Annotated in this window: 25 protein-coding genes; 12 read left to right on the top strand and 13 right to left on the bottom strand. The window is 37.4% G+C overall.

Annotated features, from left to right (window positions below; genetic code table 11):
* Nucleotides 1-88: 88 nt before the first annotated feature.
* From H4J75_RS08360 to H4J75_RS08335, 6 genes are all read left to right on the top strand, one after another.
* Nucleotides 89-904 (top strand): CbbQ/NirQ/NorQ/GpvN family protein, encoded by an 816-nt coding sequence (locus tag H4J75_RS08360; RefSeq protein WP_182221851.1) that lies wholly within the window; start codon nucleotides 89-91, stop codon nucleotides 902-904.
* Entirely contained in the window at nucleotides 897-1,514 is a 618-nt protein-coding gene (locus H4J75_RS08355; protein ID WP_259366341.1) for a cytochrome c oxidase subunit 3 family protein, read from the top strand. Before H4J75_RS08360 ends, H4J75_RS08355 begins: the two co-directional genes overlap by 8 nt.
* 18 nt (nucleotides 1,515-1,532) lie before the next feature.
* Nucleotides 1,533-1,787: a cytochrome C oxidase subunit IV family protein gene (locus H4J75_RS20490; RefSeq protein WP_182216457.1), complete on the top strand. Its 255-nt coding sequence runs from the start codon at nucleotides 1,533-1,535 to the stop codon at nucleotides 1,785-1,787.
* 82 nt (nucleotides 1,788-1,869) lie between these two features.
* Nucleotides 1,870-2,250 (top strand): hypothetical protein, encoded by a 381-nt coding sequence (locus H4J75_RS08345; protein WP_182216459.1) that lies wholly within the window; start codon nucleotides 1,870-1,872, stop codon nucleotides 2,248-2,250.
* A gap of 135 nt (nucleotides 2,251-2,385) precedes the next feature.
* Nucleotides 2,386-2,826 (top strand): cytochrome c, encoded by a 441-nt coding sequence (locus H4J75_RS08340; RefSeq protein WP_146796219.1) that lies wholly within the window; start codon nucleotides 2,386-2,388, stop codon nucleotides 2,824-2,826.
* 4 nt (nucleotides 2,827-2,830) lie between these two features.
* Nucleotides 2,831-4,219, top strand: a complete 1,389-nt coding sequence (locus H4J75_RS08335) for a cbb3-type cytochrome c oxidase subunit I (RefSeq protein WP_182216461.1) — start codon at nucleotides 2,831-2,833, stop codon at nucleotides 4,217-4,219.
* 453 nt (nucleotides 4,220-4,672) lie between these two features.
* Here H4J75_RS08335 and H4J75_RS08330 read toward each other — a convergent pair whose 3' ends face one another.
* The 9 genes from H4J75_RS08330 to H4J75_RS08290 form a co-directional block, all read right to left on the bottom strand.
* Nucleotides 4,673-4,933, bottom strand: coding sequence for an LPP leucine zipper domain-containing protein (locus H4J75_RS08330; protein WP_182216463.1), 261 nt, complete (start codon nucleotides 4,931-4,933; stop codon nucleotides 4,673-4,675).
* 78 nt (nucleotides 4,934-5,011) lie between these two features.
* Entirely contained in the window at nucleotides 5,012-5,488 is a 477-nt protein-coding gene (locus H4J75_RS08325; RefSeq protein WP_182221850.1) for a potassium channel family protein, read from the bottom strand.
* A gap of 25 nt (nucleotides 5,489-5,513) precedes the next feature.
* Nucleotides 5,514-5,843 carry a hypothetical protein gene (locus H4J75_RS08320; protein WP_182216467.1) on the bottom strand — a complete coding sequence of 110 codons (330 nt, stop codon included), beginning with the start codon at nucleotides 5,841-5,843 and terminating at the stop codon, nucleotides 5,514-5,516.
* A gap of 3 nt (nucleotides 5,844-5,846) precedes the next feature.
* Nucleotides 5,847-6,485 carry a hypothetical protein gene (locus H4J75_RS08315; RefSeq protein WP_182216468.1) on the bottom strand — a complete coding sequence of 213 codons (639 nt, stop codon included), beginning with the start codon at nucleotides 6,483-6,485 and terminating at the stop codon, nucleotides 5,847-5,849.
* Between the two features lie 96 nt (nucleotides 6,486-6,581).
* Nucleotides 6,582-7,271 (bottom strand): PspA/IM30 family protein, encoded by a 690-nt coding sequence (locus H4J75_RS08310; RefSeq protein WP_182216470.1) that lies wholly within the window; start codon nucleotides 7,269-7,271, stop codon nucleotides 6,582-6,584.
* A 23-nt stretch (nucleotides 7,272-7,294) separates the two neighbouring features.
* Nucleotides 7,295-7,708 (bottom strand): YjfI family protein, encoded by a 414-nt coding sequence (locus H4J75_RS08305; RefSeq protein ID WP_070375922.1) that lies wholly within the window; start codon nucleotides 7,706-7,708, stop codon nucleotides 7,295-7,297.
* Between the two features lie 135 nt (nucleotides 7,709-7,843).
* On the bottom strand, nucleotides 7,844-9,550 hold the full coding sequence (locus H4J75_RS08300) for a polyamine aminopropyltransferase (RefSeq protein ID WP_182216471.1): 1,707 nt from the start codon (nucleotides 9,548-9,550) through the stop codon (nucleotides 7,844-7,846).
* Nucleotides 9,551-9,667: 117 nt separating this feature from the next.
* Entirely contained in the window at nucleotides 9,668-10,570 is a 903-nt protein-coding gene (locus tag H4J75_RS08295) for a DUF350 domain-containing protein (RefSeq protein ID WP_182216473.1), read from the bottom strand.
* 22 nt (nucleotides 10,571-10,592) lie between these two features.
* Nucleotides 10,593-11,558, bottom strand: coding sequence for a hypothetical protein (locus H4J75_RS08290; RefSeq protein ID WP_070375925.1), 966 nt, complete (start codon nucleotides 11,556-11,558; stop codon nucleotides 10,593-10,595).
* Between the two features lie 185 nt (nucleotides 11,559-11,743).
* On the opposite strand from H4J75_RS08290, the gene glnE reads away from it, so the two are divergent.
* On the top strand, nucleotides 11,744-14,617 hold the full coding sequence (gene glnE, locus H4J75_RS08285) for a bifunctional [glutamate--ammonia ligase]-adenylyl-L-tyrosine phosphorylase/[glutamate--ammonia-ligase] adenylyltransferase (protein WP_182221849.1): 2,874 nt from the start codon (nucleotides 11,744-11,746) through the stop codon (nucleotides 14,615-14,617).
* A 31-nt stretch (nucleotides 14,618-14,648) separates the two neighbouring features.
* Here glnE and H4J75_RS08280 read toward each other — a convergent pair whose 3' ends face one another.
* Both H4J75_RS08280 and lpxL read right to left on the bottom strand, forming a co-directional pair.
* A complete protein-coding gene (locus H4J75_RS08280) occupies nucleotides 14,649-15,329 on the bottom strand; it encodes a TcpQ domain-containing protein (protein ID WP_182216477.1) in 681 nt (226 codons plus the stop codon).
* 116 nt (nucleotides 15,330-15,445) lie between these two features.
* A complete protein-coding gene (gene lpxL / locus H4J75_RS08275) occupies nucleotides 15,446-16,384 on the bottom strand; it encodes an LpxL/LpxP family Kdo(2)-lipid IV(A) lauroyl/palmitoleoyl acyltransferase (RefSeq protein ID WP_182216478.1) in 939 nt (312 codons plus the stop codon).
* A gap of 84 nt (nucleotides 16,385-16,468) precedes the next feature.
* Between lpxL and hldE the strand changes: the two genes are divergently transcribed.
* Entirely contained in the window at nucleotides 16,469-17,893 is a 1,425-nt protein-coding gene (hldE, locus tag H4J75_RS08270; RefSeq protein WP_182216480.1) for a bifunctional D-glycero-beta-D-manno-heptose-7-phosphate kinase/D-glycero-beta-D-manno-heptose 1-phosphate adenylyltransferase HldE, read from the top strand.
* A 118-nt stretch (nucleotides 17,894-18,011) separates the two neighbouring features.
* Here hldE and rdgC read toward each other — a convergent pair whose 3' ends face one another.
* Both rdgC and H4J75_RS08260 read right to left on the bottom strand, forming a co-directional pair.
* A complete protein-coding gene (gene rdgC, locus H4J75_RS08265; protein WP_070375929.1) occupies nucleotides 18,012-18,932 on the bottom strand; it encodes a recombination-associated protein RdgC in 921 nt (306 codons plus the stop codon).
* Nucleotides 18,933-19,067: 135 nt separating this feature from the next.
* Nucleotides 19,068-20,813 carry a HAMP domain-containing sensor histidine kinase gene (locus H4J75_RS08260; protein WP_182221848.1) on the bottom strand — a complete coding sequence of 582 codons (1,746 nt, stop codon included), beginning with the start codon at nucleotides 20,811-20,813 and terminating at the stop codon, nucleotides 19,068-19,070.
* Between the two features lie 318 nt (nucleotides 20,814-21,131).
* Between H4J75_RS08260 and H4J75_RS08255 the strand changes: the two genes are divergently transcribed.
* The 4 genes from H4J75_RS08255 to H4J75_RS08240 all read left to right on the top strand — a co-directional run bounded on the left by H4J75_RS08255 (nucleotide 21,132) and on the right by H4J75_RS08240 (nucleotide 25,754).
* A complete protein-coding gene (locus tag H4J75_RS08255; protein WP_182221847.1) occupies nucleotides 21,132-22,058 on the top strand; it encodes a porin in 927 nt (308 codons plus the stop codon).
* A 197-nt stretch (nucleotides 22,059-22,255) separates the two neighbouring features.
* Nucleotides 22,256-22,957: a phosphate regulon transcriptional regulator PhoB gene (gene phoB / locus H4J75_RS08250; protein ID WP_146796261.1), complete on the top strand. Its 702-nt coding sequence runs from the start codon at nucleotides 22,256-22,258 to the stop codon at nucleotides 22,955-22,957.
* 48 nt (nucleotides 22,958-23,005) lie between these two features.
* Nucleotides 23,006-24,301 carry a phosphate regulon sensor histidine kinase PhoR gene (gene phoR, locus H4J75_RS08245; protein WP_182221846.1) on the top strand — a complete coding sequence of 432 codons (1,296 nt, stop codon included), beginning with the start codon at nucleotides 23,006-23,008 and terminating at the stop codon, nucleotides 24,299-24,301.
* Nucleotides 24,302-24,788: 487 nt separating this feature from the next.
* Nucleotides 24,789-25,754, top strand: a complete 966-nt coding sequence (locus tag H4J75_RS08240; RefSeq protein ID WP_182221845.1) for a PstS family phosphate ABC transporter substrate-binding protein — start codon at nucleotides 24,789-24,791, stop codon at nucleotides 25,752-25,754.
* Nucleotides 25,755-26,092: the final 338 nt, after the last annotated feature.

Genomic DNA, 26,092 nt, shown 5'->3' with positions numbered 1-26,092 from the left:
TCGGAATCAACTAAGGTCCATTCAAATTTGCAGCTAACTCATTTAGGGCGTATTTTAACGTTAAGTTAAATTACGCCTTTGAGTTTTTATGAACACCGTTAATCTTAAACCTTCGACCAAAACTGACGATTCTTTATATTATAAAGAACAAAAGAATGAAGTCTCCTTATTTGAATATGCCTATCACCATCAATTACCCGTATTAATTAAAGGGCCAACAGGTTGTGGTAAAACGCGTTTCATTGCCCATATGGCAGAAAAACTCAATAAACCCCTTTATACTGTTTCTTGTCACGATGACTTAACCGCTGCTGATTTAGTAGGTCGCCATTTAATTGGTCCCAACGGCACCTATTGGCAAGATGGTCCGTTAACAAAGGCTGTTCGTGAAGGCGGCATTTGTTATTTAGATGAAGTCGTTGAAGCACGCAAAGACACAACCGTTGTATTGCATCCATTAGCTGATGACCGTCGCGTATTACCCCTTGAACGCACCGGTGAGTTAATAGAAGCCGCCCCCGGTTTTATGCTGGTTGTTTCTTATAATCCCGGATACCAAAATATATTGAAAGGTATGAAGCCAAGTACACGTCAGCGTTTTGTGGCACTGCGCTTTGAATACCCTACTGCGGAATTAGAACAAGAAATTTTAATTAAAGAAGCAGGGGTTGATCCCCATTTAGCTTTTAAATTAGTTGAACTTGCCCAAGCTTTACGTCGTTTAGAAAAAAACGATCTCGATGAAGTTGCTTCAACACGTTTGTTAATCTATGCAGCGAAAATGATTTCAAGTGGTATGAATCCTATCGAAGTTTGTCGTTGTTGTTTAGCCGAACCATTATCAGATGATATTGATACGGTTAATGCTTTAATGGATGTTGCTAGAATTTACTTTGATGAGTAACAGCGTTATTACTTCAAAAACTTCAGAACTTCGCGAGGTTAAAGTAGCTGACAATATGGTTAATAAAAGACTGCCGGGTGATTTAGCCATGTGGTTTTTTATTCTTGCTGAACTTACTGTCTTTGCTATATTTTTTATTGGCTTTGCTATTACTGAGCAATTACATAGTGATATGTTCATTGCGAGTAAAGCTAAGCTTCACCCGATTGCGGGTTTAATTAATACGATTGCCTTAATCACCAGCAGCTTATTTGTTGCTTTATCTGTTCGAGCTATTCATCTTCATCAAGTTAAACAATCAATTAACTTACTCGTCATTTCACAAGTTATTGCCTGTATTTATTTAGCAGTAAAAATTTGGGAATATCAGTTTCTCTTCAATATAGGCATTGATATAGAGACAAATACTTTTTTTACTTTGTATTTTCTTATTACCTTCTTCCATTTTATGCATGTACTTTTAGGTATGGTTATTCTGCTTATTATTGGCGTAAATGCTAAGAAAGGTGCTTATCAAGAGGACGTCTCTGGCTTTGAATCGGGTGCAAGTTATTGGCATATGGTTGATATGTTATGGATTATTTTGTTTCCACTTATCTATGTTATTTAAAGAGGCGGTAATGACACTATGATCACTTTGAAACAAACAATTATAAGTTGGCTACTTTTAATTATATTGACCTTTAGTTCAGTTTATATCGGACAGGTTATAAAATCCCCAGAGTACTTAATTGCTTTTGTATTATTAATTGTTTTCCTTAAAGGGCAGCAAATTACCGATGTTTTCATGGAACTTCGCACAGCGCCTAAAATGTGGCGGATATTATTACTTGGCTATGTATTTATAATTCCTGCTGTTATTTGTGTAATTTATCTTTTGTAGTGATGTTTAAGGCGTTGGGCGGTCTATTCAGATTAATCATTGAGCTAAACAATAGTGTTACTTTTAGTTAAGAGAGGTTTATATGAAAAATTCAGTTGAGCAGTCATCGAACCAACACCATTCAGCCAAAGATGGCCGAGATGCTATTATTTATCAATCGTTATTTTTGATGAATTTATTACTTATACCTGGCCTGTCTTTTTTAATTTTAATATGGTTATTTATTAAAAAAAAGCACCAGAAAGGCTGGCAATGTATTCATCTATACCGCTCCATTCAATTGTCTATTTTAGCCGGCTTTTTTATTATCGTAATTCCGCTTGTTGTCTTACTAACAACTGATGCTTTTGAAGTGTCTTTAATGGTGATGATCATTTACTTTGTTACTATGCATGCCGCTTTTGTTTTGCTGGGAATGCTAAATGTTTCTAGGGCAATGGCGAAAAAACTTCCACTTTTTTGATATAACGCATACTTACCTTTTTTTTAGTCACAAATTATTACACATTCTTTAAAACTTGATAGAAATCAAGTCTCCTTATTTAAGAGCGGTTTATTATCCTCAAGCTTTATTATCGTTTTTACTAAGGAAAACACCATGTCAGAGCGTTTTACTAAAGGCATGGCTCGGAATATTTATTATGGAGGAAGCGTATTCTTCTTCTTAATATTTCTAGCTTTGACCTACCACACCACCAAAGTGATGCCTGAAAGGGATCACCGTGAAAATATTACCGAAGCTGTTGCTCACGGTAAAGAACTTTGGGAAGAGAATAACTGTATCGGTTGCCATTCATTAATAGGTGAGGGGGCTTATTTTGCACCTGAACTCGGTAATGTTTATAAACGCCGTGGCGGTGAAGCGGGCTTTAAAGCCTTTTTAAATGGTTGGATGAAAGCTCAGCCGTTAAATATCCCTGGCCGTCGTCAAATGCCAAACTTTCATCTTAGCGATAAAGAAATTGATGACTTAGCAGAATTTTTGAAGTGGACGTCAGAGTTAGATACTAATGACTGGCCACCGAATATTGAAGGATAATGCGATGAACACTTTAAAATATCAATCTCAAGCGGTCGCAAAACCTTATTTCATTTTTGCATTAATACTCTTTGTTGGCCAAATTCTATTTGGCTTAGTTATGGGGTTACAATATGTTGTTGGTGACTTTCTTGCTGGCGCAATTCCTTTTAACGTAGCACGTATGGTGCATACCAATCTACTAATAGTCTGGCTATTATTTGGGTTTATGGGGGCTGCTTATTATATGGTTCCAGAAGAATCTGAAACTGAACTTTATAGTCCTAAATTAGCTATTATCTTGTTCTGGATATTTGCCGCCGCAGGTGTTGCAACTATCTTAGGATACCTATTAGTCCCTTATTCAACTTTAGCTCACTATACGTTAAATGAATTATGGCCAACGATGGGACGTGAGTTCCTTGAACAGCCTACTATCACAAAAATTGGTATTGTTATTGTTTGTTTAGGCTTTTTGTTTAACTTAGGTATGACTATTTTAAAAGGCCGTAAAACAGCTATTAACATGGTGTTGATGACAGGTTTAATTGGTTTAGCCGTATTCTTCTTATTCGCATTCTATAATCCAACTAACTTAGCACTTGATAAGTACTTTTGGTGGTTTGTTGTTCATTTATGGGTAGAAGGTGTATGGGAATTAATCATGGGCGCAATTTTAGCTTATGTGTTGATCAAAATAACAGGTGTTGACCGAGAAGTTATTGAAAAATGGTTGTATGTCATTATTGCAATGGCGTTAATCTCAGGTATTTTAGGTACAGGTCATCATTTCTACTGGTTAACTACTCCAGAATATTGGCAGTGGGTGGGCTCTGTATTCTCAGCAATAGAACCTTTACCATTCTTTGCGATGGTATTGTATGCCTTTAACATGGTTAATCGCCGTCGCCGTGAGCACCCTAATAAGGCTGCGACACTCTGGGCATTAGGCACGTCAGTAATGGCATTCTTAGGTGCAGGTGTTTGGGGCTTCTTACATACATTAGCACCAGTAAACTACTATACCCATGGTTCACAAATTACTGCTGCTCATGGTCACATGGCTTTTTATGGTGCTTATGCGATGATCGTAATGACAATTATTTCATATGCTATGCCTAAGTTACGTGGTATCGGTGAAGCTAATTGTAATCGTGCCCAAGTACGTGAAATGTGGGGATTTTGGTTGATGACTGTTGCTATGGTTTTCATCACATTATTCTTAACAGGTGCTGGTGTATTACAAGTGTGGTTACAGCGTATACCAGAAAGTGGTGAAGCGTTAAGTTTTATGGTAACTCAAGATAAACTTTCAATATTTTATTGGCTACGTGAAATTGCCGGCGTGTTTTTCTTAATTGGTTTAATTTCCTTTATCTCAAGCTTTTGGGTGAAAGAAAAAGTAGCTAGCTAAGTACTAGTATATGTTGGTATTAATCAACAGAAAATGAAAGCCGGTTACTGAAAAGTAACTGGCTTTTTATGTTCAGGATGGTCTTTCTCATACATCCTGTTTTTCTAGGCATTAGTGTATCTCTGTACGTCTACGTTATGTCGTGATGCTGTGACTGCATGGATGCAATAAGTAGAGTAACGCAGGAGCAGTAACCGAGATGGCAAGGAACGACGATGTTCACAACGGTATGGCCATTTCTAGGCATTCATATAGTCACATGGTCTTGATACTCCTTGATGTCGATGTAAGAGTCGATAATGGTATTTCTTAGACAGGCTGTCCTTCAAGGCGTTTGTCCATCATTGCACGCCAATAGTCATAGTTTGTTGATACGAAAATAGCAGGCATAAAAAAACACGAGGCTGATATAATCAATCTCGTGTTTTATTTAATAGACCTATGGTCTAACCGTTATTTTTTGTAGCTAGAAGCAATGTTATCCATGCGTTCATTAGCATTAGCAACAGATGTTTTAACACCTTCTATTGTTTCTGTATTCATTGTTTGCTGACTTTTTACATCGGCAACTTCATCCGTTAAGGCATTAACTTTATTAGTTAGTGTATCAACCTTTTGGTTTAGGCTACTTACACTTGCTTCTAAAGCGTCAGTGTTAGCACAGCCTGTTGCCGTCATGATAAGTGCTGCTAGAGCAATAGTTTTAATTAACATAGTGTTTTCCCTTTTATTATATTTAAAAGACAAGTATGGCATAATATAATAAATTTATTACACATTATTTATTAATATTTACTTGGTTGATTTGTGAATAACTTCTTCAATTTTATTGGCTAATAAATCAATTTTCACTTCGAGTTGCTTATTATGATCAAGTATTTCTTTATTTTGTCGGCGCAATTCTCTATTTTTAACGTCTGTGTTAGAAAATCCAAAAAAACGATTAATGAACTGCGCGCCAATAAAACTCATTAATCCAACACCAATATAGAACATACACATAACAACGACCCTGCCACCTGTAGTTACAGGATAGTAATCACCATAACCTATGGTACTAGAGCTCACTTGTAGCGCCCAGAAAGCATCATTATATGTTTTTATATTGGCCGTAGGTGCGGGTAATTCGAAATGCAGTAACAGTTTCGCTGCTCCAGCCATAATCAAATAGAGTGTCAATATTGTTAAGATTAATATATATCGAGATTTATAATTCTTAATACCAAATTCATCGATAGTGTAATGTTTAAGTCTATGGCGCATCATCATAATGTTTATAATTTCATTTTTGCAGTTAACTATTATTGTTTTGCGTAACATGTAGAATTAAATCATCCATTAATTTACGCTTTATTTCAAGTTGTTGTTCAGGAGAAAGGCCGTATTTTAAGGCTAATATTTGGTAATCATCTTGTCCTAAACTTACGGTTAAACGAGGTCGTTTAGGTCTTTTATTCGTTGGTAGGCCAAGAATATCACGAATTTGGTCTGATGGACTCAGACCGGCATGTAATGCTTGAGTACGAATTGCTAATTGAATTTTTTCATCCATATCAAAAGCAACTTGCACCGCCTTGACTGCTTGAATTGAAGATTGCCATTTTTCAGGTAATTTTCTGCTCACAAATTAGCTCCCCGGGAAAATATCGATAATATCAGAAGTTGGACGGTATAACGTAATAAATAAGTCGGTATCACCATCTTGCCATACTTCAATATCAATACCGCGCGATTGCTCTTCATCAAGTAAGCTATAAAGTTCAAATTGCTCGCCTGCTTCATTTCCTTCATAGGCGCTTAAACTTTCACTACGATTATCTCTGCGGTGAAAATAACCTACTTTTGCAAAAACTTGTTGCTGGTATTGTGGACTACTCCAGCCTGATGTTAATAAAGAATCTGACTTTCTCTCTAGAAAGGCTTCACCAGGTTCATCAAATACGGTGGCAAACTCATCTAAATCGAACAGTGATTCGATATCTTGGTGCTGAATTTTAAGAGCAAATTTAAGGTAAGTTTTATCATCACTTTCGATGGTTAAGTAAAGCTCAAGGTTGTTCGCACCTTGTAAAACCCATTCAGTTTGTGTGTTACTTTCAAATTCGTAGCAGTTAATGGCTGATACTTGAAACTGTTGTTTACGTAAGGACTCAGGTAAGGCGAAACTGTCGGTCAGCACAATAATATCTTTAATCTTTAACTCTTCAGCTGAGTTAACTTGGCGTTCGTCTTCTTTCTTTTTAAATAGTCGCTTTAGAAAACTCATATTCAGATCCCAAAAATCCGCCTAGTTGTTGGGAGGAAAACAGCTAGGCGGTTAAAACGGTATTCGTTAGTCAATAATGGCTAACGAGCATGTGTGTTACTTTTGTTTAGCTTTTAAACGGTCTAATACTGAATTCGCACTATTATCTGTGCCACCAATACCGGCTTGCTTAAGTTGAGCAGCTAATGAATTATCTGAGTTTTCAGATTCTAACACTTCTGCCGCTTTCATTTGATCATCAAATTTCTGCTGTTTAGCTTTAATGCGTTCTAAAGAATCTTTAGCATTTAACAGCTTAGAATTACTTGATGAAAAGTTATCTGTGATTGCCGATGTTGCTTTTTGAACACTTTCTGTCGTTTTAACCATAGAAAGTTGACGCTTATATTCACCTACTTGGCGCTCACTTTTCTTCACTAGTTCTTTTAAACGATTAGCACTACCTGAAAAACTATCAAGTGCTTGTTGTTGAGATGCTAGATCATTTTCCAAGTTAGAAATTTTTTCAGCAACAGCTAATGCTAACGTTTCATCACCTTTTTCAAGAGCTTGTACTGCATAGCCTTCGTGCTCAGTGACTTCGCGCTTTAAACGGTCAACTTCACGGCTTGATGACATTTGTTGAGCCATAACACCAGTAAGGTCACGTTTAGCTTTAGTTAAGTGATTTTCTGAATCACGAATCTCTTGTTCAAAAATACGGGTAGCGTTTGAATCAACAATTGATTCTCCAACTTCTGAAGCGCCACCTCGAATTGCGGTCATTATCTTTTTAAAAATACTCATAGTTTTTTCCTTAGGGTGGTTAATTAAATTAGGTACTCGCCCATATCATCTATAATTTCCATCGCGTTATTACTTAAAACGCCTAATTCGTGTTCAATATCATGAAAAGACGAATTAATAGATAGGGCACCAAAAATTACGTATTTATCACCAATTTTTGAAAATGATGATAAAGGCATCGGAATATTCATTTCTAACATGCTTACGTGCATGTCTTGAAGGTATTCAGGTTTTACTTCTTCTACGCCCCATAAGTAGGTGATACATAGTATTTGATCATCGGTTACAGAAACAAAAATTGGTAATTCTTCACGGTCGATAACAGTAATTTGTAAAACGTCCACTTCGCCTGAAATAGGCTGACAATCAAAAACCATCCCGGTTTCAGAATTGTCCGCTAAGCTATTTAAGTGATCAGCAATTTTATGAATGTTCATGTGATTCCTTAGTCTGTATTTTTCGTTAATAAATCTAAAAGTAAATATCTCTCAGACATATTATGTCGTTGAGGTAAATTTAGCACTTTGACATAATATGTCAAGAGCCGATTTGCATTATTTGTTATTTATTTGTCATTCTTGTAAATAAGCATTGTTCAAACCTTGTTGATCGCGCCATGCTTTTTGATGTAATTGATAAATATTATGGCTACCTAAATAGTTAATAGGAACATCTGCTTGGTTCTTATAAAAGCTTTTCGAAAATTCGAATGAATTAATCACCATAGGTAGTGTTAGCCAATGATGTTCAATTGGTAATTTTTCTAAAGACTGTAAACGGTTAAGGGGGCTAGCACCACGTTTTGACGCTATCGTCCAACCCCATTCGCCAAAGCTTGGCACATTATCGTGATATTGCTGAACGTGAGCGAATTTAGCCGCTTTTACTGTTTTTCCAATCGCAATAAAAGCATCTTTGGCATGATATGGACTTGCCGATTGTATGCCAATTAAGCCGTCACCCGCGAGCAACTGATGTAAGCGCGCATAAAAATTAACAGAATAAAGTTTATTTAAATCAGGGTGGCTAGGATCAGGTAGGTCAACAATAATGCTATCAAAGGTTTGCTGTTGTTTTAACAAGTTATCAATCGCTAAAAAGGCATCTTCATTAATAATTTTTACCCTAGGGTCTTGTAAACTTTTCTGCGTTAACTGATTAAGTTGAGCCGCCAACGATGGTGATAACTTTTCGGTAGGATCCAAAAATATTTGCATTAATTCGGCGTCTAAATCAATTAAGGTGACTTTTTTGGGCGACCACTGCAAGACATCACGTAATGCTAATCCATCACCACCGCCAATGATTAATATATTGTCATGTCTAGCAGAACCAGCCATAACAGGGCTGACTAAATAACTGTGATAAATAAACTCATCAGCAGACGAAAATTGTAAACGGCCATTAAGATAAAAATTAATCACACTTGGCTGCTCTGCTCCCATATGTCGTTGGGTAAAGTTGAGTTGTTGATAGCGGGTCTTATCGGTATAAACAACTTTATCTAAATAGAGCAAGTTACTCATTTGATTTAACCAGCTATTACCAGACTGATAAATAACACCAATGGCGATCAATAATAAAATATGAAGTGAAACTAAGGTTTTTCGCCAGGTGAGTTTATCCCAAAAATGAAAGATAAAAATACCACCGACAATTAAGTTTAAGGCAGCAGTTAACGCACTGGCTTTACTGATATCAATGGATAATAAAAAAATAACCCAAATTGCAGCACCAATACCCGCGCCAACATAATCGGCGCCATAAATAGTGCCTAGGTTATTTTTTAAATGTTTTTGGTGAATTGATTCTCTAATACGTGCGATAAGGGGAATTTCCATACCAATGAAAAAACCTAAGATGAAACCAAAAAAATAGGGACTATTAAAAGCGAGCTGCGATAGTTGTTTTAAAAATCCACCCTGGGGCATAGAGTCGGGTGGCAAATTAAAGGTGTCTGCTAATACCTGTGGAAACGTTTGAGTGAGTGCTATTAAGCCACCAATAATTAAAATTGAGCTGCAACCTAAAAACGCGATGGTAAGCTCTAACCAAACAAAACCTTTGAATGCACAAGTGATCTTGCGTGCGGCAAAAGCACCTAAACCCATAGCGACAATCATCAAGCCTATCATGGCATAAATAGTACTTTCCATCGCGCCTAAGACACGACCAGCATAATGGGATAAAAGGTATTCATAGATTAAACCACAACCAGCTAAAACGGCCATGGTTAAAATAAGCAGTGTATCGTTCCAAAATAATTGTTTTTTATTCATAGTTATAAAGTACCTAGCACCATCAAATAAGGTCAATGGGTAATACTGTTCTTCCTGAAGATAAAAAAGCTTTAAGTGCTTATGCCCTTAAAGCTTTTTTGGTAAAAGAGGGGAAGGTTATGACATCAATGCGGTTAAAATGAGGGCAATTGAAATACTCGTTGCCATTTCAACACAAGCAACGCCTATATTTTGTTGTTGATCAACTTCTTCAACTAAATTAATTCCCCACAGTACAATACGTTTGGCAATGGCTGTTAATATTGCGACTAATAGAGTCATCACGACCGCAAATACAAACCAAGAGATTAAATTGTAAAATAAAGTTTCAGGTGAGTACGTAAGAAAGTGACTCGCTGCGGTAACGGCTAAAGCGGTACTAATTAATTGGCCAGCATAACGTATAGCAATTGCGGTTTGTCCACGTGTAAATGCTTCTTGTAAGCAATCACCTTGATTATTTTTTGCGTATTGGCGCTCTTTTAAGCGGGTAACTAATAATAAAATAGCTTGAGAGATAATAAAGCCGGCAATGATGGCAATAAAGGTATCAACGTCTAAACCATGCACCCAAAGTAAAACCGCGCGAATGATGATAGCCGTCGCAATGGCACCTGCAGCATCAACAATACCTATGGTTAAATTTTCATTGAGAATTTCTTGTGTTTTATTGATGTGTTGCAGTGATAATTTATCATGGATAACACGTCCAATTTTTATCAGTATCAAGCCTAATGTGCCATAAGCGAACATGCCAACAAATTCCATCCAGTAGCTTGGCGCATTTTCACCACTGATTGCACCTGTAAGAACAATACCTAAGGCGGCAACACTCCCTGCGACACTGATGCCAAAAGCAAAGTTATCTTTTTGTGCTAACTCTTGCGTAGAGTTAACTTTAGCCGATAAACCTGAAATAAAACGCATTGCACCTAATAAAACAATCGCAATAGAAATATCAATAACTAAGTAAATTAATAAATCTTGATTTAGGGCAGTAATTTCAAAAAATGTATTCATGTTAATTCCTATATCCTACTCGTTATTTGCCGCGTCTAAAGCTGCGAGATGTGGTGCTTTTGCTGTTTCTAAAGCTGGAGCTTTTTGAGTAGCTAGACTTCTTTGCGTATGAACTATTGGTACTAAATCGCTTTGCACTGGTTTGTGCCGTACTACTTTGTTTAGAAAGGCTAGATGACCCCGTCCGACTTTTACTGTAAGTACTGTTATATTTTTGACCGCGGCTTTGAAATGATTTTTTTGTACGGGTATCTAAATCATTTTGTTTTTTTAATTGGCTTGGTGAACTATAGCGAGTTCGGCCGTAATCATTATAATAACTGTAGTTTCTTGAACGACCCCAATCATTATATGAAGTGCGGCGAGAACCAAATACATCACCCATCATTGAATACATGCCATACCATGCCCAAAAAGACATACCATTGCTTCCTTGCGTCCAACTACCATAACTTGGATTGCCAATTAACTGTTCTCCGGTACCAAAGTCCTGAGCATTATTGGCTTGTTTGCTTTGTGCTTTTGATAACGAGTTAACGCGCGGCAAAACCCCATCAGACATGTCAGCAAGCACATTGAGTGGATCGCTTAATGCGTCGGAGTAAAGTACTGGGTCAGCGGCAAGATAAATGTTAACCAGTTCATTGAAGATATCTTCTTTACTGGCAAACATACTTGGTTGATTTTTAATGGTTGCTAAACGGTCAAGTAGCGACAAATACATTGGACCTTTTGTCGTCGCATCTTTGTTAAATTCGTTAATTAATTGCGTAAGATGAGGTTTTTGCTGTTGAAGTTTTTCAGCATATTGATGAATTAAACTGGCATTACGTACCTGACCATCCGTTAAGGCGTCAGCTAATTGTTGAATACGAAGCTCAGTGATTGGCGTTTGTTGTTTAATTTTTTCTTCGAAGGGATCAGAGCAACCGACTAAGAAAATAATCAAGCTTAAAAAAGCGTATTTGATGTGTTGCATTCCTGCCATAGTGTCCTCAAAAATGCTATTATTAACATATACTCAGGTTATTTGAGTACGAATTTGCTATCTATATGTGTAATATATATAACACGTTATTAATAGCATCATAGACATAATATGTCTATTAATTCGTGATTTCATTTGAAATTCTTCTTCCTTGTCTTTTGCATAGTTAACAAATGGGTCATTAAATGAATAAATCAACTCAGCTACCAAATATACTCTCCCTGCAACAGCAAAAAAGCACGCAATTGTTTAATCATCAATACCCCGGAGCAACCGCTAATTTGTCCAAGCAACAACTCGCTGATTTTCATCAAGCATTAATGGCAAGTGACTTTATATTAAACAGTGCATTGCAGTGCCCTGACATTGTGGTGTCTTTATTTTCAAGTGAACGTGTTTACCAAACTGACTGTCCCAATTATCAGCAAATGCTTACTGAGCTGATTGCCCCTTGTGAAAGTGAAGAGCAATTACATAAAATCTTACGGCAGTTTCGTTTACAAGAGATGGTTAATATTGCCGTTGCTGACTTGTTGTTTGATCTTGAATTAACCTTGTCGTTAGAGCGTTTATCCGAACTCGCTGACCAGCTTATTTTAGCCGCATTAAACTGGTTAACATTACTCTGCCAAGAAAAATGGGGCATACCCAACAGCAAAAATGGTGAGGTTCAACAACTATTAGTTTATGGGATGGGCAAGCTAGGTGGACGTGAATTAAATTTTTCTTCCGATATCGATCTTATTTTTACCTACCCAGAAATGGGAGAAACACAAGGTGCTAGGCGTAGTCTTGATAATCAGCAATTTTTTATTCGTTTGGCACAAAAATTAATTACTGCCTTACATCAAAAAACGGCCGATGGTTTTGTTTATCGCGTTGATATGCGTTTACGTCCTTTTGGTGAAAGTGGTCCGCTTGTTTTAACCTTTAATGCCATGGAAGATTATTATCAAGAGCAAGGGCGTGACTGGGAGCGCTATGCGATGCTCAAAGCGCGTCTTATTGGTCATGGCAAATATCATGACCAGCTTTCAACCATACTCAGACCTTTTGTTTATCGTCGCTATATTGATTTTAGTGTTATCGATAGCTTACGCCGTATGAAAATGATGATCGCCCAAGAAGTGCGTCGTAAGCAATTAAATAACAACATAAAACTGGGTGCAGGCGGTATTAGAGAAGTTGAATTTATAGTGCAAGTGTTTCAGCTTATTCGTGGCGGGCGGATAAAAGAATTGCAACACCGCCGCTTATTAACGGTGTTACCTATTTTGGTCGAGAAAGAAGTTATTACCGCTGAGAATGAAGCCGTGCTGACCGATGCTTATTGTTTTTTACGACGAGTAGAAAATATTATTCAAGCGTTAAATGATCAACAAACTCAGACCTTGCCAGATAATACCTTGGATCAAATGCGTTTATTATGGGCACTTAATCATAAACAATGTCAAACATGGCCAGACTTTCTTGAGTTTTTAGCGTTAAAAATGAACAGCGTTCATCAGGAGTTTTGTGCACTTATTGGCGAAGAGAGTCCAAATCATCAAGCGAAAGATCAGCATTGGACAGCATTGTGGGACAGTAAATGGTCAGATGAGGAGAGTGTTGCTTGGATCGAACAGGTCAGCTTCTTCGTTGATGCTAAAAAAATATGGAGTTTGCTCGCTGAATTTAGAGCTGAGATGGAAAAGCGCAGTATCGGTAATCGAGGGCGTGGCGTACTTGATAAATTAGTACCCGTTTTAATGTGGCACATACAGCAAGAGCATAGTGGTCACTTTACGCTAGAGCGGGTCTTAATTATTTTTAATAAGATATCAACGCGTACCGCCTATATTGAATTATTATTTGAAAATGAAGGCGCATTGAAGCACCTCATTAAACTGTGCCATCAAAGTAGTTGGATCGCAGAGCATATTGCCAAGTATCCGATATTATTAGATGAATTAATCGATCCTAAATTGTTACACAATCCGCCAGAGCTGAGTAGTTATTCTGCTGACTTAAGACAAGCAATGTTGCGGATACCTGAGGATGATCAGGAGGCACAAATGGACATGTTAAGGCAATTTAAGCAAGCCCAACACTTGCGAATTGCGACCGGTGATATTTGTGGGATCTTACCAGTAACTAAAGTTAGCGATCATTTAACCGCTCTTGCCGAAGCCATTATTGAAGAAGTTATTCATTTAGCTTGGCAACAGATGGCTCAGCGTTTTGGCGTGCCAGAGTCGACAGTTGGTGAAAACCATAAAGGCTTTTCTGCGATTGGCTATGGAAAAATGGGCGGTATAGAATTAAGTTATAGTTCCGATTTAGATTTGGTTTTTGTTCATAATAGTCAAAGTAATGAGGTTACTAACGGTTTAAAGCAGATCCCCGCTTCGCAATTTTACATGAAACTAGCACAGCGTATTATGCACATTTTTAATACACGTATGGCCAGTGGTATTTTATATGAATTAGATATGCGGCTACGTCCTTCTGGTAACTCTGGTTTGTTGGTCGTTCATGTTGATACTTTCGCACAATATCAGCGAGAAGAAGCATGGACATGGGAACATCAAGCGTTAGTCAGAGCTCGTACTGTATTTGGTAACCTTGAATTAGCTAATAAGTTTTCAGCCATAAGACAAGAAATACTGACTTGCGTCCGTGAACGAGCAAATGTCAGTGCCGATGTTTTAAAAATGCGTGCAAAAATGCGTGCGCATTTAGATAAATCAACATCGGCTGACACTGACATCAAGCAAGGCGAGGGTGGGTTAGTTGATATCGAATTTTTAGTCCAATTCCTTGTACTTAGCGAAAGTGCAAAGCACCCAGAGCTTTGCAAATATTCCGATAACTTGCATTTACTTAAAGGGCTACAGCACTGCGGAGTAATAAGTTCAGAGCAACAAAAGCAGCTAACGACTAGTTATTGCACGTTACGTGATTTTGGTCACCACGCGACCTTAAAAAATCAGCAGCAGTTATTGACTAAGGTGGACTTTGAAGTAATAGCTGAAAACGTTGCTGCTATTTGCCTGTCACTGTATGAAAAATCTTTATAGAAATGTCTGATAACTACAAAGACGTTATTATTTAGCGTCTTTGAGACTTTTGCGGTAATAAAATACACTCTTCATCTAGGTAGGGTATATCCAAATCAATCAGTACAATGGCTCGTTGCTGATGACAAAAATAGACCTTAATACCTTCGCGAAAGTGTCCTTCAACCGCTTTACCAACTTGGTAAGCTGTTTTGATGATTTCTTTATTAATACGAAAAGGGTCTTTGACCAAAAAATCTCTATTTAACCACCAAATAACTTCTAAACCCTCACTATTTGCATATTCTGAAAGTTTTTGAAAGAGTGTTTCACCTAAGCGAAATGGGTGGTTTTCATTGGTGCCACGCCAATTTTTTCGTAAGGGACGTGTGACCATGCGCCGAGCTTCTAGCAGTTTGACAATGTCACCCGTTGGCTCTTGCAAGTAAACTATATTATTGCGAATTTTTGGACCTGAACTGCCATCGTCACCATGTAAGTTGGCGTAAAAGCGAGATAAACCATCTGCCGCCGCATTGTTACTTTTTATTTTTGAAGTCGATGACTCTGATGCCAGAACGGCTTTATCTGCTGGTTTAATTGGCGCAACTTCTGCTGTTGCCTGGGTATCATCCGACAAAGAAGAAAATAGCTCTTCTTGGTTATCAAATAATAAAAAAGCTAAAGCAATTAGAATTGAACCAAAAATAATGTTGCGTAACCAAAAGTTCATATAAGGCTGTCTTAGTTATGAGGCCATATGGAAAATTCCAGTATGGTGTACTTATAATAAATACTACCATACTGAAAAGTTGTTATTTATACAATGCTGATGATTTCAACCATGACTTATTTGTAAAGTGAAGGGTCACCTTCATTAGGTCTTGTTTTAAAACGTCGATGTAACCACATATATTGTTCAGGCTTAAACATAATGGCTTTCTCTAGCTCTTGGTTGATGCGAATAACGTCAGCCTCGTCATTATCGGTAGGGAAATTCTCCATCATTGGCTTTATTTCTAAAGTGTATCCGCTGCCATCATCATTTCTGGTCGGTATGAGTATGTGACTTTGTACGTTTTTCTGGCGAGCAAAAATTAATGTACCCGTGGTTGTTGCTGCATCAGGTACAGCAAAAAAAGGCACAAATAAACTGCGATTTCGACCATAATCTTGATCGGGCAAATAAATACAAACTTCCTTATCACGTAGTGCCTTCATTAAGCCCTTAACGTCGCGCTTACCCAACATGTATTTATTGGAGCGGCCACGACCTCTAAACTGAAAAAATTCCATTAGTTGATTATTGTGGGGGCGATAAAAAACCACCGTAGGGTGTCCAGTACCCATGCCACGACAGTTAATTTCTACACTTAAGTAGTGCATGGTTAAGAGTAAAACACCTTTACCTTCTCGATGGGCTTTTTCTAGGTGCTCAAGGCCAACAATCTTTGTTTTTCGTCTAACTCGCCAATCTGGCCACCACCAGCCCATGCCGGTTTCAAATAAGGCGATGCCGGTATTTTCAAAGTTTTTCTTTAAAATACGGGTACGTTCTTGTGCCGACATTTCTGGAAAACATAGTTGCAAGTTTTTCATCGCAACCGTTTTACGACTTGAGCCTATTTTATACAGTAAGCGCCCGAGCATCCTGCCGAGCATTAATTGTAATTTATAAGGCAACCATGAAATGGTATAGAGAACAATTACCCCAAACCAAGTTAACCAATACTTAGGTAATAGGAAGGATATTTTAAAATCAGGTTGTAAAACTTTATTTTTACTCACGGGATGATGTCAACTCATTGAAATTCATGTGATACAATATTAACCATTATATCTGTATATCCATAAAGAGTTAAGAGGCATAGGATGAAAGTAGACATTCCCGCTTTTGAGCAAGCAAGTGTGTTGGTTGTTGGTGATATTATGTTAGATCGATATTGGTACGGTCCAACACATCGTATATCTCCAGAAGCCCCCGTTCCTGTTGTTAAAATTAATCAAGATGAACATCGCCCCGGCGGTGCGGCAAATGTTGCATTAAACATAGCTTCTATTGGTGGAAGAGCGACTCTTGTTGGCATTACTGGCGATGATGAAGCCGCTCAGCATTTGAAAAAAAAGCTATCAGCATTAAATATTAATTGTGAATTTGATCAACAAGCTAATATTCCCACGATCACTAAATTACGTGTGATGAGCCGAAATCAGCAGTTGATCCGCTTAGATTTTGAAGAGTCTCTTAGCGAAGTAAATAAAAAAGTACTTGAAGAAAAAGTAGCTGCTCAATTGGTTAATCATGACTTACTCTTGTTGTCTGATTATAGCAAAGGTACGTTATCTGAGGTTCAAAATTTAATTGCTATAGCTAAAAAGCAAGGGAAAGCTGTTTTAGTTGATCCCAAAGGTACCGACTTTGAACGCTATCGTGGTGCAACATTACTAACGCCCAATCTATCCGAATTTGAAGCTGTGGTTGGCGCATGTAAAACAGAAAATGATATTGTCACTAAAGGTCAGGCACTGTTAGTGCACCTTGATTTAGAAGCAATGTTAGTGACGCGCAGTGAACAAGGAATGACCTTGCTCCGTCGAGATCATGACGAATTCCATTTACCGACTAGAGCGCGTGAGGTCTATGATGTAACCGGTGCCGGTGATACGGTTATTGCGACACTTGCTTTGGCTATTGCAGCAAAAGCTGAATATACCCAAGCGAGTGCTTTAGCCAATATTGCTGCCGGTATTGTTGTTGGTAAATTGGGGACATCAACCGTGAGCGAGACCGAATTATTAGCTGAAATATCGACAGGGCAAGAAAGTGGTTTTGGTGTTGTCAGCGAAGAGCAATTAAAAATTGCGGTTAAATTAGCAAAAGCTCGTGGTGAAAATATTGTCATGACCAATGGCTGTTTTGATATTTTACATGCAGGCCATGTTTCGTATTTAGCCCATGCCGGTACTTTAGGCACTCGTTTGATTGTTGCTGTTAATGACGATGCTTCTGTAAAAAGATTAAAAGGCAGTGGACGACCGGTTAACCCTACCGACAGACGAATGGCAGTTTTAGCTGGTTTAGGCGCTGTTGACTGGGTAGTGAGTTTTTCAGAAGACACCCCTCAACGTATTATAAGCAACATTCTCCCCGATATATTAGTTAAAGGGGGGGATTATAAAGTTGAAGATATTGCTGGCGGTAAAGAAGTGATGGCCAATGGCGGCACAGTTAAAGTACTTAACTTTGAAGAAGGTATTTCCACGACCGATATCATCAACTCTATTCGTTTGAAGTAGTCTACCTATTTTAGCGGTATTATTAACTCGATTGATACTGAAGTAATAAAGTGAAGCAATGAAAAAGCAGCTATATTAGCTGCTTTTTTCTTTAGAGACATCAGTAACCTAAAGCGTATTAGCTCTCTAAGTAGTCTGTCGCTTTAACATTGAATTCAGCCAGTAAGTCATTAATCAAACGATTAATTTCTCCAGCCATTAAGGCAAAGTCTGCATCAAGTTTTGCTATAACGTCGTCACTATCGATATCGTCATTTTGTTCTTGTAAGACATCAAAAAACTTTAAACGCTTAATCGCTAGATCGTCACAAAGAATAAACGACATTGCTTCATCCCATTCAAGCGCTAATTTCACTACGTATTTATCAGCGTCTAAATGTGTTTTAATTTCATCGCTATCAAGATCTTGATTTTTAACACGAACTACCGCACCATCATCGCCTAAGGCATGAAACTCTGCTTCCATACCTAAAGTAAAGTTGTCTCCAATACTTTTCTCGTTTAACCAGTCAGTCATCAATTCATCAGGCGCTTTTTCTGGTGAAACACTTGTTACGGGTAAAGTACCAATAACTTTGCGCAACAAGGCTAATAAATCTTCAGCTTTACCGCGGCTACCTGAATTTACAACAATAAGGTTATGCTCAGCATTAATGTAAGCATGGGTATCGGTAACACGAGAAAACGCCCGAGGTAGTAGTTCAAAAATGATATCTTCTTTAAACTGTTCTCTTTCTTTTTTAGTTGCGCTGCGCGCTTGTTCAACTTCAAGTTGCGCAACTTTTGCTTCAATCATATCTTTTACAACGGGAGCAGGAAGAATTTTCTCTTCTTTTCTTGCGCAAACTAAAAGGTTACCGTTAGCGGCATGAACCGTTGAATGGCCATGTTTACCCAAAGCATTTACCCAACCAAAATGCGATTGCTCTGTTGACCCACAAGGGGTGAATAAATGTTCAGCTAAGTGTTTTTCTAATTGATCTTCTGATAATGCAAAAGGGCGAGTAAATGTGAAAAAGTATAGGTTTTTGAACCACATAGAAGTTTCCTGCGCCGCTGGAACACTAAGTGCACCGGCTGATAAATTTTAAAAGAGCAATATAGTAACTTAAATATCAGCTATTAGCACTCACTTGCAGAGTCTTACCGTTAAGATATCGCAATGAAGAATTTTTTAACGCATATCATTAAATTCAATATCATAGCTAAGACCTTGTCCAACCTCAGAATGTGCGACTATTGTGCCATTCAATGTGTCAGTAACTAATTCGTTAATGATATGAGTGCCTAAGCCTGTGCCTCCCGTACCACTTTTGGTGGTATAAAAAGGGTCAAATATTTGTGGCAATTTATTTTGAGGAACACCAACACCATTATCTTGGTAATGCAGATGTAGCCGTTCACCTTTTAGTTTTGCACTTATGGTAATCATGCCATTCTCTATACCATCAAAGCCATGGATAATAGAATTAATTATTAGGTTAGTAAATATTTGTGATATTGCCCCCGCATGGCAATAAATATCAATATTATCAACACAGTTTACGTTAACCGTATGTTTGGTTTTCTTTAATTTTGGCTGCAAAGATTGAATAATTTCATTTAGGTATTGTGCAACGTTAATCTTGCGTGTTTTATTACTCGTTTGATCAACAGCGACTTGTTTATAACTGGTGATCAAATCAGATGCGCGATTAAGATTGTTAAAGAGTAAATGTAAACTTTGGTCAGCATTTTTAGTGAAGTCATCTAATGAACGTTTGGTTAATTTTTGGTTGTCGACATCATTTTTTAATGAATTTAACAAATCTGATAAATAACTGGTTGAGGTAATACTGACACCAATAGGGGTATTAATTTCATGGGATATTTCAGCGGATAATTTTCCTAAAATAGCCATTTTTTCTGCATCAAGTAAACGTTCTTGCGCTTTTTTGAGTTCTAGAATCGAGTTTTTTAATTCTTGATTGGTCTTTGTTAAGGTTTGTTCTGTTTGGCTGCGGCGAATATTTTCTGCTTTTAACTGTTTTTGTTGCTCGATAAGTTCACGCTGTTGTTTATTCATTTCAAGCATGGTGGTACTTAGCGATGACGTTTTTTTAGCGACTTCTTGTTCTAATATTAAATTTTGATCGTCAAGTTTATGATTTGCCATTAATATCTCTTGCTTGGCGGTACTCAGTCGATTTTGATATTGCACCAGCTCATCGAGCAGATTGTTGTAAGCTCTTTGTAAAATGTTCAGCTCGTTATTTTCATAATTCATGGTATGAAGCTTTGATGCTTCGGGATCATCTATATCAAAATGGTTGATTTGTTCAGTAAGTTCATTAAGCGGATTTGTTAATAAGCTGGAAAAGGCGAGAGAAAATAAAATAACTAACGCGGCTGTTTTTACCATCGCATTACCGATTAAAAAATATATACCAACTTCAATACGATCGAAAATCACTTCATTACTTGATAAGAGAACGACGGTCCCCACTTTTGTTGTTCGACCAGAAAACTCAAAGATGAGTTGAAACGAATGGCCAAATAATCCTTCAGAAAAAGAGCTAATGGCAGTAGATTCACTATTTAAGGTTACTTTATCGGGTTGATTAAAAAGTTCACCCTCAGAAAACTCACCTAATTGTGCAATGATTTGGTCATTTTCATCGGTAACAATAATGCCTTTTATCATAGGAATGGCGACTAATCCCACAGCAATATCAACAGCTTGCTGTGTATTTAACTCCCAAACAGCACGTGTTAAACTGCTGCTAAATGTTTTTTCTAAGGTCAGTAACTCACTGTTTATGTGGCTCTTAGTGTTAATGTACTCAGCACCAATTTGCACGCAGGTGACAATAAAGGTTAAAACAAAATAAACCGAGAGCACTCGGGTCAATAGTTTTCGAGAAATGCTTGTTACCTTCATTTTATCTTCTTTATTATGATACCTAGCTTAATTCTAGACATTTTACGGTAGGTTAAAAGTATTTTCTGCTATATGAATGATTTTTATTCAATATAAGGTGTTTTATCTCTTTTTAAAGGAAATAATTTTTTCTTTTAAATTGCTGTGGCTTATACGAAGTCTTTCTTAGCTAAATTTATCAAATTGTCATAAACTTTTAAAAAATAATTCATAATGTCACAAAAATGTCATATAAATTAGGCAGAATATGCGGCAAATAATTAGTTAATTTAAATCGTTCTTAATATAAAAGACTCTGTCACCCAATAAGGTATATATATGAAAATTTCTTACAGCACTCTTGCAGCGGCATTATTATCAACTCTTTCTGTATCAGCGTTTGCTGGTGATGTTGATATCTATGGTAAAGCCAATGTTACAGTTCAGTCATCAGATGACGGTACTGGTACTTACTCTGAAGTTAAAAGTAACGCTTCACGTATAGGTTTTAAAGGTGGTCAAGATTTGGGTAATGGCCTTGAAGTTATTTTTAAAGCAGAGTTTCAAGTTGACCTTGATGGTGATAGTGATAAGGGTGATAGCATTACTGACCGTAATCAATACATTGGCTTGAAAGGTAATTTTGGTGAAGTATTGTTAGGTATTAACGATACCGTATTAAAACAGTCACAAGGCAAGGTTGACTTATTCAGTGATTTAAACGCAGATATTAAACAGCTCTGGAAAGGTGAGAACCGCATGAGCGACACGGTTACTTATAAATCACCTAAGGTTAACGGTTTTCAATTGGGTGTTACTTATATTGCAGAAGATGAGGTTGATGGACAAGATGGCACCTCAATGGCCCTTTTTTATGGTGATCAAGCGCTTAAAAAATCTAAGATCTATGCTGCTATCGCGGTAGACTCAGAAGTAAAAGGTTATGATGCGGCCCGTTTAACCGTGCAGGGTAAACTCGCTGGCTTTACCTTAGGTGCTATTGTTCACAGACAAGAAAAAGTTTCTGATGGCAGTGATGTCGAAGGTTTCTTGTTTTCAGCAAAATATGGCTTTGATAAAATTACAGTTAAAGGACAAGTACAAACGGCTAATTATGATGGCGGCGATCACCGTTCAGGTATGACCGTTGGCGCGGATTACGCCTTAGCGAAAAGTACTAAACTTTTTGCTTTTTACACGAGTTTTGATCTCGACAATGAAGCTGATCAAGATTACTTAGCGGCAGGCATAGAATACAAGTTTTAATTAATTACCGTATTGTAAAAATATAAAAAGCGACTTTTGGTCGCTTTTTTTATAACTAACGCTGTAGATGATGATTAATAAATTAAGCTTTTGGCTTAAAGATAAATGAATTAAACTTGTTGTGTGTAATATAAATGTCATAAAAAGTTATCACAATGGTCAATAAGTAAAGTGTAGTTAGACAACGGGAAGTTTACATGAATAGACAAATATTGGTTGTTGAAGATGAAGCGCCGATCAGGGAAATGATTACTTTTGTATTAGAGCAAAATGGTTTTAATGCTATTGAAGCTGAAGATTACGAACAGGCAAAAGCAAAGATTGTTGAGCCTTATCCTGATTTGATTTTATTGGATTGGATGTTGCCAGGAGGCACAGGTGTTAAGCTTGCTAAATCATTAAAACAAAATGAATATACGCGGTCTATTCCTATTATAATGTTGACTGCCCGTGCCGATGAAGACGACAAGGTTAAAGGTTTTGATGCGGGTGTTGATGACTATGTTACTAAGCCATTTTCGCCGAAAGAGCTTATAGCACGTATCAAAGCTGTTATTCGCCGAGTTTCTCCTACCGCGCTCGAAGAAGCCATTGAATTTCATGGAATGAAACTTGACCCCATCGCCCACCGGGTTTCAATTAATGACCGGTCACTTGAGCTTGGACCAACGGAGTTTCGTTTATTACACTTTTTTATGACTCATACCGAGCGAGTCTATAGCCGTGAACAATTACTTGATAATGTTTGGGGGACGAATGTTTATGTGGAAGACCGAACGGTAGATGTTCATATTAGACGATTACGTAAAGCGATTACTGGCGAAGGGCATGAAGATTTTATTCAAACCGTTCGAGGCTCTGGCTACCGATTCTCCGGAAAGCTTAAAACGAGTGTGTAATACATAAGTATGCATTTTATTATTATATATAGGTAAAAACGACTCACTATGTATTTTCGTTTATCCGTAAAAAGTATTATCACGCGTTTACTGACTATATTGTCGGTAAGCGCGTTCTTTGGTTTTTTAATTGGCCAAACTCTCCTCGTACTCTGTATCAGTACCTTGGTTATTTTATGTTGGCATTATCACCATTTATTTAAACTTATTAAGTGGCTGTGGCTAAGTAAGTCACTCTCTCCTCCACAATCTGAAGGTATCTGGGGGAAAATATATGATGGCCTGTACCGACAAATTAGACAGCACCGCCACAAACAAAGACAGTTAAACGAAAGAATTAGAAAATTCAGGGATGGTGCTGAAGCATTACCTGATGCTGCCTTAGTCTTATCTGATGAACTGACTATTTTGTGGGGTAATAAAAAAGCTCAGCGCATTTTAGGCATTCGTTGGCCCAGTGATGTTGGTCAACGTATTGACAACCTCATTCGTTTTCCTGAATTCTCTAAATATCTAGAACTCGGTAATTTTGAACAGCCCTGTCATATTATTTCACCCATTAACAGCGAATTACAGTTAGAGCTGCGCTTAATGGCTTACGGAAGTGACCAAGTACTCTTTCTTGCCCGAGACGTCAGTAAAATTAAAAGATTAGAAGAAATGCGGCGTGACTTTGTTGCCAATGTTTCTCATGAGCTCAAAACACCGCTTACCGTGGTGCGTGGTTATGTGGAAATGATACTGACCACTGAACATGCGCTCGAGCCTCATTGGCAAAAAGCTTTTAGCACTATTGAAACTCAAGTATCACGTATGGACCGCTTAGTAGAGCAGTTATTAGTTTTATCGCGTGTAGAAAATCATGCCGATGAAGAAAATAAAGAATTTGTTGATATGCCTAAACTAATTAAAACATTGGTCGACGATGCCACTTGGCTTAACCAAGATAAACAACACAAAATTACTGCTGATCTTAATGATGACTTATGGATTGAAGGCATAGATACTGAATTGAAAAGTGCGTGTGTTAACTTAATATCTAATGCTATTGCTTACACGCCTGCCCATGGTTCTGTTCACATTTTATGGCAACGAAGTGGTAACAAGGCTAAGTTTTCCGTTAAAGATAATGGTCCTGGTATTCGTCCTGAACACGTTAACCGGATCACAGAACGATTCTTTAGAGTAGACAAGTCACGTTCTCGTGACACCGGTGGTTCAGGGTTAGGTCTATCAATTGTTAAACATGTTTTACATCACCATAATGCCGAATTAGCCATTGAAAGCGAGTGGGGCAAGGGTAGTGAGTTTATTATTTATTTTGAAGCATTAAATAAAAAATAATCTTATGAACAGCACCTTATCCACTATCTGAACAGCACCTTATCCACTAGTGAATAAGGTGCTGATAGCGCTTTATTTGCTAAACGTGGCTTATTTACCAAGGTTAACTAACTTCAACACACGCTAAATTTTTATCATTATAATAATTATTGCCGCGGTATTTTTATCCTAATCTTTTATCTGAACATTCACGGCTTTAATGATGAACGCTATTATTTGATGTGTTAATTCTTATTTCGCCGTAAGTTCCAGTAATACTGCTCGTTATAAAGTCGTTGCTAGGGTCTAACTATTCGCCTTTATCTTTGAACAAAGGAGAGAAATTGATTAAATGTTGTTTATATACCCATATATTGATCACTGTAATATAAGTGTCATAAACCTTAAATATAATTGTCACATAAACTTTATATAGTGTTCATAAATTAATTAGCCCCAAACAAATTAATAATAATTTAATGGGACATCACTCTCAGTGGAGAATAACATGGGTTTTAAACGTGCTTTAGGCGTTATAGGTTTAGCAAGCTTGGTGAGTTTCTCATCATTAGCAATGGATAAAGATTTACCTGAATATAAAAAAGTCAGTGGTATTTCAGGTAACTTATCTTCAGTGGGTTCAGATACCTTAGCAAACATGATGACATTCTGGGCTGAAGAGTTTAAGCGCACTTACCCAAATGTGAATATACAAATTCAAGCCGCTGGTTCATCTACTGCGCCACCAGCATTAACAGAAGCCACTTCAAACTTAGGCCCTATGAGCCGTAAGATGAAGTCGCGTGAAATAGAAGCATTCGAAAAACGTTACGGTTATAAGCCAATGGCTGTTCGTGTTGCTATTGACGCATTAGCGGTATTTGTTCATAAAGATAACCCTATTAAAGGATTACGTATTGATCAAGTCGATGCTATTTTCTCAAATAACCGCAAATGTGGTGCTGATAAAGATGCAGACCGTTGGGGTGACTTAGGTTTAACAGGTGACTGGGAAGCAAAAGACATTCAACTTTATGGTCGTAACTCAGTTTCTGGTACTTACGGTTACTTTAAAAAGAAAGCCCTTTGTAAAGGTGATTTTAAAAACACAGTTAATGAACAACCTGGCTCAGCTTCAGTCGTTCAATCAGTATCCTCTTCACTAAACGGTATTGGATATTCTGGTATCGGTTATACAACTTCAGGTGTTCGTGCTTTAGCTTTGTCTAAAAAAGGTGACAACTATGTTGAAGCTAATATGGAGAATGCTATATCGAAAAAATACCCACTATCTCGTTTCCTATACGTTTATGTAAATAAGCATCCAAACAAGCCATTAGCGCCAATGGATGCTGAATTTTTAACTATGGTACTTTCTAAGTCGGGTCAAAAGATTGTTGAGAAAGATGGTTATATTCCATTACCGAACTCAGTTGTTCAAAAAGAATTGAAAAAATTAGGTATTAAGCTTTAAGAAAAAGCACCAGTACCACTTTGAAAAGGCCTGGCTTATGTCGGGCCTTTTTGTTTCTATTGCACTGGTAAATCCCTAAAGGTTCATCAAAATCATTAGGGGAGGTAAGGCCATTTTCAGTTAATACTTATTTTTAGTTTTTTAGTTTTTTAGTTTTTTAGTTTAGTAGCTAGGAGTTAACAGTAATTTTACGGGAGCATTATTGAAGGGGAAAGAGGGGGAATCTTGTTTACTGGATCCTTTTTAACATTAGGGTTAAGCCAGTCTATGAATAAAATATCACGGGATTATCAAGCCCAAAGAGGTATTGATAAGTGGGCTAATAATACCGTGTAGAT

This window comes from Colwellia sp. BRX10-1 (assembly GCF_014077545.1).
GTDB lineage: Bacteria > Pseudomonadota > Gammaproteobacteria > Enterobacterales > Alteromonadaceae > Colwellia_A.
The sequence above is the reverse complement of the archived record's forward strand: the minus strand, read 5'-3'. Positions and strand labels throughout refer to the sequence as shown.